This is a genomic window from Acinetobacter sp. CIP 51.11, assembly GCF_000369665.1.
GTDB classification, from domain to species: domain Bacteria; phylum Pseudomonadota; class Gammaproteobacteria; order Pseudomonadales; family Moraxellaceae; genus Acinetobacter; species Acinetobacter lwoffii_S.
Map to the genome: position 1 here is coordinate 566,068 of NZ_KB850128.1, position 15,916 is coordinate 581,983.

Here is a 15,916-nt window from a genome sequence, read left to right on the forward strand (position 1 = left end):
AATTATTGACTGCTTTAGTGTAAATCGAAATGCATCAAGATGCGATTTGATTCAGTAATTGCTCTGCGCGTTGCTGTTGCTCAGGAGTATATTCGGCTTCTCGTTCTGCAATAATTTCACGCGCAGCGGCATAGGCACCGAGTTGAATATATTGCTGGGCAAGATCAAGATTGAGACTTGCTTCATTAACATCCAGTAATTCCGGGAAAGATTGCACGAGTGGATCATGCTGGTCTACGGCTGCCTGAGCTGGCGTAGCAGGAAGATCGAAACTCATCACTGTTGCAGCAGGCGCTTCTGGCATGGTTTCCAAATGATCTAATTTGAAATCCATGCCTGATAGATTGGTTTGTGTAGCCGGCTCTGCCACAGGTGCTGCAGCTGTCAAGCTAGACAGATCAAACTCAGTCACTGGCACCGTAGTTTTTTCAGCTGCTAGTACAGGCATGTCAAGTGAGAATGAAAAATCTAGAGGCTTGATTTCTTCATCGCTAGCCGGTAACTGTTCATTATTAGTGCTTAAATTGAGATCAAGATCAGGAATCTGATTAAGATTCGTTTTATTTCCAGAATCTGTTTCTAGACGATCAGAAGCTACAGAAGAAATTTCTGACGTTGTTGACTCTACTTTAAAAGATTCAAAGTCAAACTGAACTTCATTAACCACTGATGGTGCTGATTCAGTCGGCACACTCTGAGAAAAGCTGCTCTTTGGATTAAAGTCAAAACTGTTGTCTTGTTCAGGCTCAGTCTTTGTTGCGCTGGTTGAGGCAGGTGCAGCACTCGGCTTAAAATTAAATTCAAGAGGTGCTGGTTCTTCTTTAACTGGCGCACTTTCTTGTTGTAGTTGCTCGAATGCTAAACCAGCTTTTGTATCCACAGGAAGTGATGTAAGACTCAATTCATCAAAATCACTTGTATTCGATGCGGGAACAACAGACTTAGAAACTGGATCTGGTTTAACTGATTTTTCTCTTTCATAGGCGCTTCTTTTTTCTTCAGCCTGAGAGAGAATTTCATCGATTTTCAGAGCACGAATATGATTAATCAGTTGGGTAATCGCAAAATCATCTTGCTGTAAGATATGAATATCCAATAACAGCAGATAGAGTTCATGCTGGGAATTATCCCGATTCAGTGCCTGGTTAATCTGTGCTTCGGCCGCAAAAAAATTACGTTCCTGAATTAGGCCTTCAATTTTCTTGCATGTTTCTGCCGATAATGGTGTTGCTGATTTTTTTGTGAGCCCGACTGGCTCCACTACCTTGGTTCTTTGTGGGGCAGCTTTTGAAGCAGAGCCAGTTTTTTTCGCTTTTACCGTTTTAGTTTTTGCTTTATCTGATTCTTGAGCATCTTGTCGTTTTTTAAAGACAATTAATACGATGATCAATATCACTAATGGAATCACATAAATCAGCATGTTTTACCCCTTGGGGATAGAGTAGTTTAAATTCGCCTATCCCAATAAATCGTCATGTGTAACTTTTTAATTAATTGGCTTCTTATCTGCTTGTTGGGCTTTGAGCTGTTGTTGTAGCTGGGCCAGACGCGCATTTAATAACTGAATTCTGTGATCCTTCTGATTGAGTGCCAATTCTAATTCAGTCACGTTTCTCTGTAATTTAACGGTTTTTTCTCGGGCTGTCATAACTTTTAATGATAATTCCTTTGATGTTTGATTGCGTTCTGTGTTCTGGTTTGCAGAAACTTGCCCAGAATCGTGCTGGTTCTCAGCCACCAGGCTCATTTCTGCCTGATTCAAACGGTATTTTGTTTTGCCAGCAGGCTTAGACGGTAGCTCGGTTTGCTTTGCTGCAGTGACTTTAATGGGCGCAGGTGTAGGATGAGTCGTATTTAAGTTCAATGCAGCACCCTTGCGTAGACGATCGGCATTTCCTCCGATAAAGGCATGCTCATTGTCTTTTTTGATTTGCTGCATGACTTCGTTGACCGGGCGCTGCTGCTGTTCGGCAATTCGTGAAGCAATCCCCCACAGTGACTCATTGGATTGAACGACATAAGTAGGTGAAGTTTGATTTGAAGCTACTTTGACTGGTTGAGCTTTTGCAGTCACTGGAGCCGGAGTTTTCACCGGATTGGCTGATCCAGTTGATTTTCTGGCTTGCTCCTCAGCAAACTTCTTCACCAATGGATCACTAGAGGCAGTTTGATGATCAGAATGGGACTTTACAGCTTTCTGCACATCTGCTTTATTTGGTGCTGATGCGCTTTGATTTGCTGGCATCGTACTAGCTGGTTTGTTTGTAGTCGAAGCTGCTGCAGGAGCAGGCGATGCAAGAGTTGCTTGTGAGGTCTTTACTGAATCTGAAAGCGCCGCTGCAGTTTTATCTGGGGCTTGAGTATCGGGTGCAGTTACAGCCTCGCTTTTCAGTACAGGCGCAATCGCTTGAGCCTGAATCGCTGGACTTGATGTCATTACAGCTGGCACAAATGCAGTTTTAGGAATAGAAGTGTTCGATAATGTTGGTGGTGCTGTACGTTGCAATGCCAACGGCTTTTCTAGAGCCGGTGGCTTATTTAAGGCTGTGGAAGCTGTTGTACTGTAATGACTACTTACGGGTAAGTTGAGTGCAATATCTTTTTCACTGACGACGACAACTGGTGCAAGCGGGCGTTCATTCTGTTTGAGACTGGCTTTTAATAAATCAGTTTTAGCTTGTAAGGGCGTACGAATATGTTGCAGCCGTGCGGCATTGCCTTCCTTGATTTTGACAATAATATTCAGCTCGCGCTCTGTCATTGGTCGAGAAGAAGTAATAGTAATGACCCCGGTGCCATTATTGCTACGCCGAGTAAAAAAGTTTAGATGACCAGGCGGCTGATGCGATGCACCAATTGACATTAAATCTTCAGGTGAAGCCAGACTGACTTCAATCGGCAAATTGATATTAGACTGCCGAAAAGTCATTTCTGCATAGAGTAATTCCCCAGGGGCAGACTGAATCTGAACCGGATCTACATTAATCGCATAAATGTTTTGTGAAGCGACAATGGCTAAAATGGCAAGCTTTAATTTGTTATATACAGTCATCTTAATCGTGAGCTCAGTCATTATCGCATAGCGAAAATTATAGATTAACGGGATGTTTGTTTTTTGTAAAATACTTACGCAATAGTTACATAAAAAAGCCGATCAATAAAGATCGGCTTTGGGCTTTATATCCAAAGGATATTAGGCATTTTTATAATCAATCAGAATACGCAGCATACGGCGTAACGGCTCGGCCGCACCCCAAAGCAACTGGTCACCTACAGTGAACGCACCCAGATATTCTTTACCCATATTCAGCTTGCGCAGGCGGCCGACTGGAACGCTTAAAGTACCTGTTACAGCAACAGGCGTCAGATCAGTCATGGATGCTTCACGAGTATTTGGAACCACTTTAGACCAGTCATTGGCACGTGCAATGATATCTTCGATTTCATCCAAAGGTACATCTTTTTTCAATTTCAGGGTTAATGCCTGAGAGTGACAACGCATGGCACCAATACGCACGCAGTGACCATCAATCGGTACGATCTGCTGATTGCCCAGAATCTTGTTGGTTTCAACCTGACCTTTCCATTCTTCTTTCGACTGGCCGCTTTCCAGTTGCTTGTCGATATAAGGAATGAGTGAGCCAGCTAAAGGTACGCCAAAGTTTGCAGACGGGAAGCCTTCACCACGTTGTAATTCAGCAATTCTAGAGTCGATATCCAGAATTGGAGAACGCGGATCATCTAGCAACTCTTTGGTATTGTTATATAAATAACCCATACCATTGATCAGTTCACGCATGTTCTGTGCGCCTGCACCTGAAGCGGCCTGATAGGTCATTGAAGTTGCCCATTCCACCAGATTGTTCTGGAACAGACCGCCCAAGCCCATCAGCATCAAGGAAACTGTGCAATTACCGCCGACAAAAGTCTTGGTGCCTTTGACCAGACCGTCTTTGATCACATGCATGTTCACCGGATCAAGTACGATGATGGCTTCATCATCCATACGTAAGGTCGATGCTGCATCAATCCAGTAACCGTTCCAGCCTTCAGCTTTCAGTTTCGGGAAAACTTCAGAGGTATATTCGCCACCTTGACAGGTAATAATGACATCCATTTGCTTCAGACTGTTAATGTCTGATGCATCCATAAGTGCTGGGGCGGTCTTACCGCCAAATGCCGGCGCTTCACCGCCTGCATTACTGGTAGAGAAATAGAATGGCTCAAAATGAGCAAAATCATTCTCTTCAACCATACGTTGCATAAGGACGGAACCAACCATCCCGCGCCAACCGACCAGACCTACTTTCATGTCACTTTGCCTCGGTGCGTTAAAAAATCAAAAGGGATTCGAGTGTACCAAAAAGGGACTCAACTGCAAGAGCTACACAATCAAAACATCAATATTCTTGAGAGAAATATCTGCTTTATGATACATACAAAATTGATAACGTCATTTTTCTTTTAGAAAAAATAATAACTTAATTAAGAGCGCAGTTTATGATATGGGTTATCCAAATTCTGGCAATCATTGTCATTTGGTTAAGTTTTTGGTCACTGATACCACGCGATGAATGGTGGATTCGGGGTGCGGATTTTCCACGATTACAAATTCTGGTATTGGGCTTTATCGCCTTTATTCTTTTTCTCCTGGTTGATCATCCCTGGAACTGGTTGAATCAGCTGCTTTTTATCGGTCTGATGGCAGCTTTGGCCTATCAGTTGAAAATGGTATTGCCCTATACCTTTATCTGGAAAAAACAGGTCAAGCAGGTCAAGCATGATCAGCTGGATCCGCAACGTCAGATTTCCCTGGTCGTTTCCAATGTACTTACTACCAATACCAAATATCATTTACTGATCGAGCAGATCCAGATTCATCAGCCAGATCTGGTTTTGACTCTGGAAACCGATCAAAACTGGCAAAATGCACTCTCGGTGATTGAAGCTGATTATCCTTATCGCGTGCCTGTGCCTTTGGATAATCTGTATGGCATGCATCTATATAGCAAGCTCGAACTGAGTGAAACTGAGGTTAAATTTATTCTGAGTGATGAAATTCCCTCCATTCATACCACGGTGATTTTACGCTCAGGACAACCGGTACAGCTCTACTGTCTGCATCCCAAACCACCCAGTCCGACCGAGGCCAAGGATTCTACCTTGCGTGATGCTGAACTGCTGATTGTCGGTGATCAGATTAAAGATCTGGATGAAAGCTGTATCGTCATGGGCGATCTGAATGACGTGGCCTGGTCACGTACCACACGCCTGTTTCAACGCATTAGTGGGCTGCTAGATCCGCGGGTAGGGCGTCATTATGTGAATACTTTTCACGCAGATTATCCTTTTTTTCGCTGGTCGCTGGATCACGTCTTTCACAGTACCGATTTTGCCTTGGTACATATGGAACGTTTACCGCATGTAGGCTCTGACCATTTTCCGGTCTTTCTGGTTTTACAAACCGGTCGGGTATTCGAGCATATTCAGGAAGAATTAGAACAAACTGATGAAGATGAGCAAGAAGCACAAAAAGCTATTGAAGAAGGCATTCAGAAAGCAGAGAAAGAGGAAAAAATAGTCACTGATGAAGTTGCTATGGCATATAAAGAAGGGGGCAAAATCTCTTAGCTTTTTAAAAGAAAAGTGTACGATATTGCTTACAACAGTTTCCGCTTCTTGCGAATGGGCAGGGGTTGGAAATCTGGGTATTCTAGGTTTATCAGCACAGGGAGTCGAGAAAGGATATTCTCATAAGGAAGACGAAGCTGAATGAAAACATCATGGATATGATGCTGAAAGGGACATCACAAAAAAGCAGAACGAATTATAATATGTGAAAGCACAACCTCATTAACCCGAGTTTTACAGGATGTAGAGCTCGGGTTAAATTATTTCAATTACTTAAACATGATTTTAAGCTATAGCCCTTCAAATTCCGTGATCAAATTGATTTAGTAAATTGATTTATAACCTTCAGGGCGAGTCTTAAAACGGCGGTGGAACCACATATATTGGGTCGGTGCAATGCGTAACTGCTGCTCGATTACCAGATTCACGCGGGTGGCATCTTCGACTTCATTTTCACCAGGAAAATTTTCCAGTGCTGGTTCAATCAGCACATGGTAGCGCGGATTATTAATATCGCCATGACGGTAGAAATATAAAGGAATTGCAGCCGCTTTGGTCATTTTTAGTAAACGACGATGTGCGGTTACAGTCGCCGCAGGCACACCAAAAAATGGTGCCATCACGCCTTGTTTTAAACCATAATCCTGATCCGGACTGTACCAGATTGCATGGCCATTTTTTAGATTGCGTACCAAGCCACGCATATCATCATGATCAATCTGGTTGGCATAAATTGTGGCACGACAACGGTAAATCAGCATGTCCAAAAGCGGATTATTCTGCGGACGATACACCACATCCGGGTCAAAATACTGTGCGCACAGGTAGCCACCTGCATCCAGCAAGGTTGAATGCGTGCCTAATAAAAGCATACCTTGGCCTGCGGCTTGTGCCTTTTGAATATGTTCCAGCCCTTCAATACTGACGCGACCCTGAAACCATTTCGGACTGTACCAGGCATTTAGCGTCTCAAACACACCCAGCATTTGATCGATAAATACCTGACGGGCATTGTCCTGTACTTGCTCTTTAGACCATTCGGGAAAACAGACTTCCAGATTGCGAAGTGTGGTTTCACGACGTGATTTTAGATATTTGAAAGAAAGCTGGCCCAGCAGGGACGCTAGACGATGCTGAATAGCCCAAGGTAAGATCGCCAGAATCATCAGGAAAATAATGCCCAGCCATTTGCCCCAGTATTGAGGTAACAGGAATGACCATTGAAATTCACCGGGTTGATATGCAGGCTGAGTACTCATAAAACAATATAGGGCCAAAAGATTAAGTGCAGTCTAACAGAGAAGATTATTGAAATAAAAAAGCATCTGTACGAATACAGATGCTTGAGTAAAAGCTCGGGGAATATTTAGCCGTTACTTAGATTGTCCAGCTCTTCCCAGCGCTCTAATTTTTCCAGTAACAGCTCATCAATTTCAGATAAACGGTTAGAAAGTTTCAGTGCTTTATCAGAATCAGTCACAAATAAAGAACCATCAGCCAGTTGTGCATTGATCTCGGCCTGCTCTTTTTCCAGCGCTTCCATCTCAGCAGGAAGTTGCTCGAGTGCGCGCTGGTCCTTGTAGCTAAGCTTAACTTTTTTGGCAGCGACCGGCGCAGTCTCGGCTTCTGCTTTGGCCATGGCTTTTTTCACAGCACTTTTTTGATCAACCACGGTTTGATCCGGACGCTGTTCTAGATAATCCTGATAACCACCGACATATTCGTCGATATTGCCCTTACCATCAAAGACCCAAGTGGATGTCACCACGTTGTCCATAAAGGCCCGGTCATGCGAGATCAACAGCAGAGTGCCTTTGTAGCCGCCCAGCATTTCTTCCAGTAACTCTAAAGTCACCATGTCCAGGTCGTTGGTTGGCTCATCCATCACAATCAGGTTCGATGGTTTCAGCAACAGTTTCGCTAGCAGGATACGATTGCGTTCACCACCCGACAAAGCTTTGACTGGGGTACGTGCACGCTCCGGCGAGAACAGGAAATCTTGTAAATAGCTATAGATATGACGGCGGTTGCCATTCACATCGACGTGGTCAGAACCTTCGGAAACGTTATCTTTAACAGATTTTTCCAGATCCAGTGCATTACGGAGCTGGTCAAAATAGGCCACTTCTAACTGCGTACCGGTCTTCACCGTACCGCCATGTTCTAGCTCGCCCAGAATGGCTTTAATCAGCGTAGTTTTACCGACACCGTTATCACCGACCAGACCGATACGGTCGCCACGGAGGACCAGTGCAGAAAAATTATTGATGATCGGTGCATTGTCACCGAATTTCACACTCAGGTTCTCGATTTCAAACACCAGTTTACCGGAACGGTTGGCATCCTGAGTCGCCATCGTCACTTTACCTTGCTGTGAACGACGTGCTTTAGATTCTTCACGCAATGCTTTCAGGGCGCGGACACGGCCTTCGTTACGGGTACGACGGGCTTTAATGCCTTGACGGATCCAGACTTCTTCTTCAGCCAGCTTTTTATCGAAGAGCGCATTTTGCTTTTCTTCAGCTTCCATTTGCTGGGCTTTCAGGTCTAGATAACGTGAATAGTTACCTTCATAACTACGCAGTTGACCACGATCCAGCTCGACAATACGGGTGGCAATGCTATCGACAAAGGCACGGTCATGCGAAATGAACAATAGGGTTAAATTATTCTGATCGAGCAGGAATTTTTCCAGCCATTCGATACTTTCAACGTCTAAATGGTTCGTCGGTTCATCGAGTAACAGTACATCAGGCTGGGTAAGTAAAGCACGTGCCAGCAAGACACGACGTTTACGACCACCAGACAAATCGGCAAGATCTGCATCCGGGTCCAGCCCCATTTTGCTTAAAATCGAATTGACCTTGGTTTCCAGCGCCCATCCATCCAGCTGATCCATTTTGTGTTGCAGGTTGCCCATACGATCACAGGCATCCATGTCACCTAGTACACAGGCTTCACTGGCAGCATGATAAGCACGCAACACTTCCGATGCTTCACCAGCGCCATCTGCCACGATATCAGCCACTTTGCCTGAATCCATCGGTACATCTTGCGCCAGCATGGAAATAGTAATGCCGTTTTGTAATGAAACTTCGCCGTTGTCAGGCAGTAAACTTCCTTCAATTAGCTTAAGTAAGGTAGACTTACCCTCACCATTACGGCCAATCAAACACACTCGTTCGCCGCGTTCCAAGTTAAAATTCGCGCCGTCGAGCAGGGCGGGTCCACCAAACGCAAGTTGGACATCCCTAAGGGTAATATAGGCCATAATGTTTCCTGAAATCCCCAATGAGGACTTTAAATGACTAAACAACAAAATCTAAATGATCAGGCGTCATTTTCCGCACCCATTGAAGATTTGCAAGTGCGAATTGCATTTTTAGACGATTTAGTTGAACAGTTGAATGATCAGGTGGCCAAACAGACCCTGGAAATTGCTGATCTGAAAAAGCAAATGACGCTGTTATATCAACGTGTTGAGTCCTCCGACCTGTCTGAAGGCATTGCAGAATTTGATCCGGTTGCAGATCGCCCACCACATTATTAATTTGCAACCAATGATTTAATCAACAATGACCCTTAGGTAATCTAAGGGTTTTTTATTGAAAAATAAAAATGAACCAATCTATAAGGTGATAAAAAGAGAAATATTTTTGTTTTGAATGGGCTTTTAAATTGCCTTAAACACGCATATAAAAGTAATAAAGCGCAGCGCGATCATCAAGTTTAAAAGAGTTTTCCTGCTGAAAACAAATATTCGCGCTCGTAAACAGATTTCTTGCAGGTATTTCATAAAATGCAGTTTGGATCTCTGCCGAAACAGGCCTGCACCCATTCAACCGTAAAATTATTTGACCTTTCACTCACTTCCTACTCTAATACCGGCTCTCAGGTACATTCCGGAATTGCGTCCCATGCACCCAAAAGTTGTTCTACTCGACCTCGAAAATAATTTCCCTACAGCCAAGTTAATGCGTGAGATTGTGGCGCATTATTCGACTTTATATCTGTTTAGCTGTGCTGGAAAATTTGAATTCTCTTTAGAGGATTTAACCGAGTTTGCCGGCTGGATTAGCAGTGGTCAGGTGGTGGTACTGGATACGCCTGAATCGCCACAAAAAGAATATGAATATGCGGTTATTGTCGGTCAGCTTATGGCGCTACTGGAGCCGGAAACCGAGGTTGAATTGATCTCGGCGATGGACACCTGCGAGATGTTGCAGCAGATGCTGCAAACTTCTGATATTACGTGTCACCTGATTCAGATTCAGCCTGATGAGACACACATTCCAACAGATCAACCTAAAAATCATCTTCCGAGTCTGGATACCATCAAGAACAAACCTGCCTTGCAACTGGTGAAAAAATACTGTGATGCGTTAGGGAAAATGAGCGGCAAACCGAATACGGTGGAAACCCTAAAAAACTCAGTGGCGAATATTCTGCAAGTGATGCCGGTAAAAGCTCAGCATGTGGTCGGCATGTTGATTAACCTGAAAATCGTCAAACGCTATGATGAGCAAATCAGCTTCCGCAAAAAAGTCCTGAAACAATGGCTGCAACTCAATCTGGATGAGCAAAACCCGGTTGAAAATCCGAAACTGGATCAGGTCATTTCCCAACTGAAGGCAGATGAAGCTCCAGTTGAATCTGAAATACTCAAGTCACCAATCCAGTCGGCACAGCAAGACCTGTTCAAGAACTTTGGCCGGATCGATCCGGTACAACTGGAAGTGGCGCGTAAACTGCGTGAATTGCAGGGCGATAAACCCAAAGACATTTATGAGCTGCGTGATTTACTGGAACAGTTATTTCCAAAATCGGACATTCGCTTGCTGCTGAAAGAGCTGATCGAGAAAGGTTATATTTACTGGAATGGTCACGAAATTTTATATAGTCATGAAATGTTCCTGAATTAATTTTATCGTGCAAACTTGCGTTTTATATTGTGCTTATGCAACTCTAATAATAGAACATAAAGGTTGAACTATGGAAAACACTGGAATCTGGGTGACGGTGGTCATCATCATTTTCGTCATAGGGTCGATTTTCGGGTTACGTGTAAGTCCCCGAGAAAAAGCCTTGGGGCTGATGCGTGATAAAGCCCGTAAAATGGGTTTGCATCCACGTCTGGTGGTGGCACCGGACTGGACCAAAATCCCGAAGGCGACTGAAAGTCGTGCCAGTATGGTCGCGTACTACAGTGTGCTGATGCCAGATGCGCGTTTGCCCTTGATGCGCGCCCGTGTTGTCGATAATAAACTCGAAATCGTGCAGGGTGATGAGAAATTTAAAGATTTTCCCATTGCATTAAAAGGCATTTATGCTATTGATATGCAGGCCAACTGTGTCGGCGTGTATTGGGATGAAGAAGCTGATTTAAGAGCGACCCAACTCGACGACATCAAAGCGCTGTTACACGCTTTGGCTGAACTTTAATTTAGAAATAAACAGGATTAACGGTTAATTATGGCGAACGCTCCTCGGTCCACATCAAAAAGCAGCACAGCGAAGTCTCCCGACGCTGGAAGCAAGCGTGCCCTAGTGATTGTGGAGTCGCCTGCAAAAGCGAAAACAATCAATAAGTACCTTGGTCCGAACTACATCGTAAAATCATCAGTGGGTCATGTGCGTGACTTGCCGACAGGCGGTTCTGCAAAATCGACAGAGAAAAAACCGGCGACACGTACCAAACTGACGGATGCAGAAAAAGCTGAAAAATCACAGAATGCGTTGATTAACCGCATGGGTGTCGATCCGGAACATGACTGGAAAGCCAAATACGAAGTCCTTCCTGGCAAAGAACATGTGGTTGCCGAACTGAAAAAACTGGCATCGCAAGTCGATGAAGTCTATCTGGCAACGGATATGGACAGGGAAGGAGAGGCGATTGCCTGGCATTTAAAAGAAGTCATCGGTGGTGATGATTCGCGTTATCAGCGTGTGGTCTTCAACGAAATTACCAAAAACGCGATTCAGGATGCCTTTAAGCATCCGTCACGTCTGGATACCAATAAAGTCAATGCACAGCAGGCACGCCGTTTCCTGGATCGTGTCGTGGGCTTTATGATTTCGCCATTGCTTTGGGAAAAGATTGCCCGTGGTCTGTCGGCCGGTCGTGTACAGTCGGTTGCAGTGAAGCTGGTGGTCGAGCGTGAACGTGAAATTCGTGCCTTCATTCCTGAAGAATACTGGCAGGTGTTTGCCGATACCAAATCGAAAAAAGATGATATTCGTCTCGAAGCGGTCAAGCAAAATGGCAAGACGCTCAAGGTGCGCAACAAAGCCGAAACTGATGCCTTATTAAACCTGATCAAAGATGCGGATTATACGGTTTCTGCACGTGAAGATAAGCCAACCAAGGTTAATCCAAGTGCGCCGTATATCACGTCAACGCTACAACAGGCAGCCAGTACCCGTCTCGGTTTTTCTGTGAAGAAAACCATGATGCTGGCGCAGCGTCTGTATGAAGCCGGCTTCATTACCTATATGCGTACCGACTCGACCTTCTTGAGTGATGATGCGGTGAATATGGTGCGTGGTCATATCGAATCCGAGTTTGGCGAGAAGTATTTGCCTGCCAAGCCGAACCGTTATGGCAATAAAGCCGGTGCGCAAGAAGCGCATGAGGCGATTCGTCCATCTATGGTTGGCTTAAAAGGCGACAGTCTGGTGGGTGTTGAGCGTGATGCACAGCGTCTGTATGACCTGATCTGGCGCCAGTTTGTTGCTTGTCAGATGACTCCGGCAGAATATCTGTCTTCTACCATTTTGGTGGATGCCAATGGCGTAGAACTGAAAGCCAAAGGCCGTACCTTGGTCTTTGATGGCTTTACCCGCGTGCGTGGTGCCAATAAAGCCGATGACGATATTTTACTGCCTGCGGTCAAAGTCGGTGAAGTGCTTAAACTTGAGAAACTTGATCCATCTCAACATTTCACCAAGCCACCGGCACGTTTTACTGAAGCCTCACTGGTGAAAGAACTCGAGAAAAAAGGCATTGGCCGTCCATCGACCTATGCTGCGATTATCTCGACCATTCAGGATCGTGGTTATGTGAAACTGGATAACCGTCGTCTCTATGCCGAGAAGATGGGTGAGATCGTTACCGATCGTCTGGATGAAAATTTTAGTAATCTGATGAACTATGCCTTTACCGCAGATCTTGAAGGTCAGCTGGATAAAGTAGCAGATGGTGAGCGTAACTGGAAAGAGTTATTAGACAGCTTCTATGGCGATTTTAAGCAACGTTTGACTACGGCGCAGGGTGAGAACGGTATGCGCCGCAATCAGCCTGTAGAAGTGGATGCAGTACACTGTAAAGAATGTGACCGTCCAATGCAGATTCGTACCGGAACCACAGGCGTATTCTTGGGTTGTTCAGGCTATAACCTACCGCCGAAAGAGCGTTGTAAAGGAACCTTGAACCTGACACCAGTTGAGTCTCTGGCTGCATTGTCTGATGATGAGGCTGCGGAAACTGCTGACCTGATGTCGAAGAAGCGTTGTCCGATCTGTGAAACTGCCATGGACAGCTATGTGATTGATGGCGGCCGTAAACTGCATATCTGTGGGAATAACCCGGACTGTAGTGGTTTTGAACTTGAAGAAGGTGAGTTCAAAATTAAAGGCTATGATGGCCCGAGTATCCCATGCGACAAGTGTGATGGTGAAATGCAGCTGAAGACGGGTCGTTTTGGTCCGTATTTTGCCTGTACCAGCTGTGACAATACCCGTAAAGTCTTAAAGAGCGGTCAGCCTGCGCCTCCACGTGTGGATCCGATCAAGATGGAGCATTTACGTTCTGCCAAGCATGACGATTTCTTTGTACTGCGTGACGGTGCAGCCGGTTTATTCCTGGCGGCAAGCAAGTTCCCGAAAGTGCGTGAAACCCGTGCACCGAAAGTGGCCGAGATTCGTTCTGTTGCCGACCAGCTTGATCCAAAGTATCAGTTTATCTTGCAGGCACCTGATGTGGACCCGGAAGGGAATCCAACTCTGGTAAAATTTAGCCGTAAGAACCAGTCACAATATATTGGTTCGGAAACTGCAGAAGGCAAGCAAACCAAATGGTCTCTGGTTTATCAGGACGGAAAATGGGTTGAAGCCTAAACTCTAAGATTCAAAAAAATGCTGACGAAAGTCGGCATTTTTTATTTATGATGTATCTTCATTTTAAAAACAATAATCAAGGTTGATTTGGGGCCATGTGGAAAAAGATTCGGATTCTGATTTTATTAATCATCTTATTGATTGTCGCAGTCAATGCCTATCGTGATCAAAACCAGAACTGGTCAAAGCCGATTATTGTGTTGCTGCATCCGATTAATGCCGATGGATTACCGACCACACAGCAATATATCCAGCAACTGTCAGCTCAGGACCTGAATGGAGCACGGGAATATCTGGAAAAAGCAGCTCAGCAGTATCGTGGACAGCCGACTTATTTTTATTTTAATTTAGGCCGTGAGCTTCAAGTTCTACCACCCAAAGTCCCTGAGCAAGACTCGCTCATCGATACAGTTTTATGGAGTTTAAAATTCCGGTTCTATGCTTGGAAACAGCGACAGAGTTCAGACCCTTCAGCCAATGTGACTTTATTTTTAAATTACTATGATCCTGCGCAGACCAAGCAATTAAAGCATTCAACCGCCTTGCAAAAAGGCCGGATTGGTTCGGTGAATCTATTTGCATCCAAGCAACAGACTGAACAGAATAAAATTGTATTGGTGCATGAATTACTGCATGCCTTTGGCGCCTCGGATAAATATGATTTAGCGACAGGCCAACCGATTTATCCGCTGGGTTATGCATTTCCAGATCAGCAACCCTTATTTCCGCAAGCCAAGGCGGAGCTGATGGCAGGACATATTCCACTGTCTCAAACCACCAGTAAAATGCCAGAATCTTTAAATCAAACCTTGATTAATGAGATAACTGCAATTGAACTGGGCTGGAAATAAAGACTTGTGGATACTGCTGGATTTATCCACAATTTAGACTTCATTTGTGGATAAAAGATCACACCATGCCGCTCACCTTTGTGCTTGCTCCTGACTCGTTTAAAGAAAGCATGTCTGCTGCGCAGGCTTGTCAGGCCATGCAACGCGGTATTCAGAACGTCATTCCGGATGCCCACATTATTCATGTGCCAATGGCTGATGGTGGTGAAGGCACGGTCGATGCATTGATTTCAAGTTTAAAGGGGCAAAGTATTGCATGTGAAGTGACCGGACCACTGCCTGAGCAACGTATTCAGACCTATTGGGGTTTGATTGATGCAGGTCAAACTGCTGTGATTGAAATGGCCAAGGCCAATGGCATTCATTTATTGAAGCCTTCACAGCGTAATCCGATGCTCACTTCAACTTATGGCACAGGAGAAATGATCAAACAAGCATTGGATTTGGATGTGAAAAAAATCATCATTGGGCTCGGTGGCAGTATTACCAATGATGCAGGTGCTGGTATGGCGCAAGCACTGGGTGTGCGGTTTCTAAATTATAAGAGTGAGTCAATTCAGGTCTGTGGTGGAAACTTAGATCTGGTCAAATCAATGGATTTATCCGAACTTGATCCACGTTTAGCAGATACTGAAATAATCATTGCATCGGATGTCAACAATCCACTGTGTGGACCAAATGGTGCATCGATAATCTTTGGACCACAAAAAGGTGCAACGCCTGAAATGGTCAAGCAGTTGGATCAAAACCTCTGTCATTTCGCCGATGTGGTTGCTCAGCAGATTGGCTGTGATTATCGTCATGTGGCAGGTGCGGGCGCTGCCGGTGGATTGGGTTTTGGTTTAATAGCATTCACTGCTGCTTCCATTCGATCAGGTGTAGAGCTGATGATTGAACAGGTTCAACTCAACGAGAAAATAGCGCAAGCAGATCATGTGTTTACCGGGGAAGGTAAAATTGATTTTCAAACCAAATTTGGCAAAACGCCATTTGGTGTGGCGCAGGTTGCAAAACACTTCAATAAACCGGTAATCGCTTTTGCGGGTCTAATCGGTGAAGGAATTGAGGATCTGTTTGAGTCAGGATTTAGCCAGATTATTGGTATTAATCCGCCAGATTGTCCTTTAGAAGAAGCCTTAAAAAATGCAGAAATGAACTTGGAGAAAGCTGTCGCTGAGATAGTTAAAAATCTTTTGACAGAGTGAAAGTATTTCCCTCTCTCCTGCAATCTAGCACGCTTCATTATCAGGTAATAAATCAAGAAATAAAATTGGAGACAGTGTCAGGGCAACTGAAAAGCCATAATTCTGGAAGCGATC

Annotated in this window: 12 protein-coding genes; 7 read left to right on the top strand and 5 right to left on the bottom strand. The window is 44.6% G+C overall.

The window, feature by feature from the left end; translation table 11 throughout:
- Positions 1 to 34: 34 nt before the first annotated feature.
- From F894_RS02945 to asd, 3 genes are all read right to left on the bottom strand, one after another.
- Positions 35 to 1,420: a type IV pilus assembly protein FimV gene (locus F894_RS02945; protein ID WP_005245917.1), complete on the bottom strand. Its 1,386-nt coding sequence runs from the start codon at positions 1,418 to 1,420 to the stop codon at positions 35 to 37.
- A 66-nt stretch (positions 1,421 to 1,486) separates the two neighbouring features.
- Positions 1,487 to 3,073, bottom strand: a complete 1,587-nt coding sequence (locus tag F894_RS02950) for a FimV/HubP-related protein (protein ID WP_005245918.1) — start codon at positions 3,071 to 3,073, stop codon at positions 1,487 to 1,489.
- A 120-nt stretch (positions 3,074 to 3,193) separates the two neighbouring features.
- Complete coding sequence (gene asd, locus F894_RS02955) at positions 3,194 to 4,312, bottom strand: aspartate-semialdehyde dehydrogenase (RefSeq protein WP_005245919.1); 1,119 nt, start codon at positions 4,310 to 4,312, stop codon at positions 3,194 to 3,196.
- 188 nt (positions 4,313 to 4,500) lie between these two features.
- Between asd and F894_RS02960 the strand changes: the two genes are divergently transcribed.
- Positions 4,501 to 5,631: an endonuclease/exonuclease/phosphatase family protein gene (locus F894_RS02960; protein ID WP_005245920.1), complete on the top strand. Its 1,131-nt coding sequence runs from the start codon at positions 4,501 to 4,503 to the stop codon at positions 5,629 to 5,631.
- A gap of 323 nt (positions 5,632 to 5,954) precedes the next feature.
- On the opposite strand, the gene F894_RS02965 is transcribed toward F894_RS02960, so the two are convergent.
- Both F894_RS02965 and F894_RS02970 read right to left on the bottom strand, forming a co-directional pair.
- The gene (locus F894_RS02965) at positions 5,955 to 6,890 is read right to left on the bottom strand and encodes an LpxL/LpxP family acyltransferase (RefSeq protein ID WP_005245921.1); all 936 of its coding nucleotides are present in this window, start codon (positions 6,888 to 6,890) and stop codon (positions 5,955 to 5,957) included.
- A gap of 107 nt (positions 6,891 to 6,997) precedes the next feature.
- On the bottom strand, positions 6,998 to 8,902 hold the full coding sequence (locus tag F894_RS02970; protein WP_005245922.1) for an ATP-binding cassette domain-containing protein: 1,905 nt from the start codon (positions 8,900 to 8,902) through the stop codon (positions 6,998 to 7,000).
- 33 nt (positions 8,903 to 8,935) lie between these two features.
- On the opposite strand from F894_RS02970, the gene F894_RS02975 reads away from it, so the two are divergent.
- The 6 genes from F894_RS02975 (at position 8,936) to F894_RS03000 (ending at position 15,802) form a co-directional block, all read left to right on the top strand.
- Positions 8,936 to 9,181 carry a SlyX family protein gene (locus F894_RS02975; RefSeq protein WP_004278477.1) on the top strand — a complete coding sequence of 82 codons (246 nt, stop codon included), beginning with the start codon at positions 8,936 to 8,938 and terminating at the stop codon, positions 9,179 to 9,181.
- Positions 9,182 to 9,548: 367 nt separating this feature from the next.
- Positions 9,549 to 10,553: a hypothetical protein gene (locus F894_RS02980; RefSeq protein WP_005245923.1), complete on the top strand. Its 1,005-nt coding sequence runs from the start codon at positions 9,549 to 9,551 to the stop codon at positions 10,551 to 10,553.
- Positions 10,554 to 10,623: 70 nt separating this feature from the next.
- On the top strand, positions 10,624 to 11,073 hold the full coding sequence (locus tag F894_RS02985) for a hypothetical protein (protein ID WP_004278475.1): 450 nt from the start codon (positions 10,624 to 10,626) through the stop codon (positions 11,071 to 11,073).
- A 30-nt stretch (positions 11,074 to 11,103) separates the two neighbouring features.
- A complete protein-coding gene (gene topA, locus F894_RS02990; RefSeq protein WP_005245924.1) occupies positions 11,104 to 13,746 on the top strand; it encodes a type I DNA topoisomerase in 2,643 nt (880 codons plus the stop codon).
- Positions 13,747 to 13,841: 95 nt separating this feature from the next.
- Positions 13,842 to 14,597: a hypothetical protein gene (locus F894_RS02995; protein WP_005245925.1), complete on the top strand. Its 756-nt coding sequence runs from the start codon at positions 13,842 to 13,844 to the stop codon at positions 14,595 to 14,597.
- Positions 14,598 to 14,662: 65 nt separating this feature from the next.
- Positions 14,663 to 15,802, top strand: coding sequence for a glycerate kinase (locus F894_RS03000; protein ID WP_005245926.1), 1,140 nt, complete (start codon positions 14,663 to 14,665; stop codon positions 15,800 to 15,802).
- The last annotated feature ends 114 nt before the right edge of the window (positions 15,803 to 15,916 follow it).

Bases quoted from the DNA above. Each gene is read 5' to 3' on its own strand.
- F894_RS02950 (WP_005245918.1), bottom strand. From the start codon at position 3,073: ATGACTGAGCTCACGATTAAGATGACTGTATATAACAAATTAAAGCTT.
- F894_RS02960 (WP_005245920.1), top strand. From the start codon at position 4,501: ATGATATGGGTTATCCAAATTCTGGCAATCATTGTCATTTGGTTAAGT.
- topA (WP_005245924.1), top strand. From the start codon at position 11,104: ATGGCGAACGCTCCTCGGTCCACATCAAAAAGCAGCACAGCGAAGTCT.
- F894_RS02975 (WP_004278477.1), top strand. From the start codon at position 8,936: ATGACTAAACAACAAAATCTAAATGATCAGGCGTCATTTTCCGCACCC.
- F894_RS02970 (WP_005245922.1), bottom strand. From the start codon at position 8,902: ATGGCCTATATTACCCTTAGGGATGTCCAACTTGCGTTTGGTGGACCC.
- F894_RS02945 (WP_005245917.1), bottom strand. From the start codon at position 1,420: ATGCTGATTTATGTGATTCCATTAGTGATATTGATCATCGTATTAATT.
- F894_RS02980 (WP_005245923.1), top strand. From the start codon at position 9,549: ATGCACCCAAAAGTTGTTCTACTCGACCTCGAAAATAATTTCCCTACA.
- F894_RS03000 (WP_005245926.1), top strand. From the start codon at position 14,663: ATGCCGCTCACCTTTGTGCTTGCTCCTGACTCGTTTAAAGAAAGCATG.
- asd (WP_005245919.1), bottom strand. From the start codon at position 4,312: ATGAAAGTAGGTCTGGTCGGTTGGCGCGGGATGGTTGGTTCCGTCCTT.
- F894_RS02995 (WP_005245925.1), top strand. From the start codon at position 13,842: ATGTGGAAAAAGATTCGGATTCTGATTTTATTAATCATCTTATTGATT.
- F894_RS02965 (WP_005245921.1), bottom strand. From the start codon at position 6,890: ATGAGTACTCAGCCTGCATATCAACCCGGTGAATTTCAATGGTCATTC.
- F894_RS02985 (WP_004278475.1), top strand. From the start codon at position 10,624: ATGGAAAACACTGGAATCTGGGTGACGGTGGTCATCATCATTTTCGTC.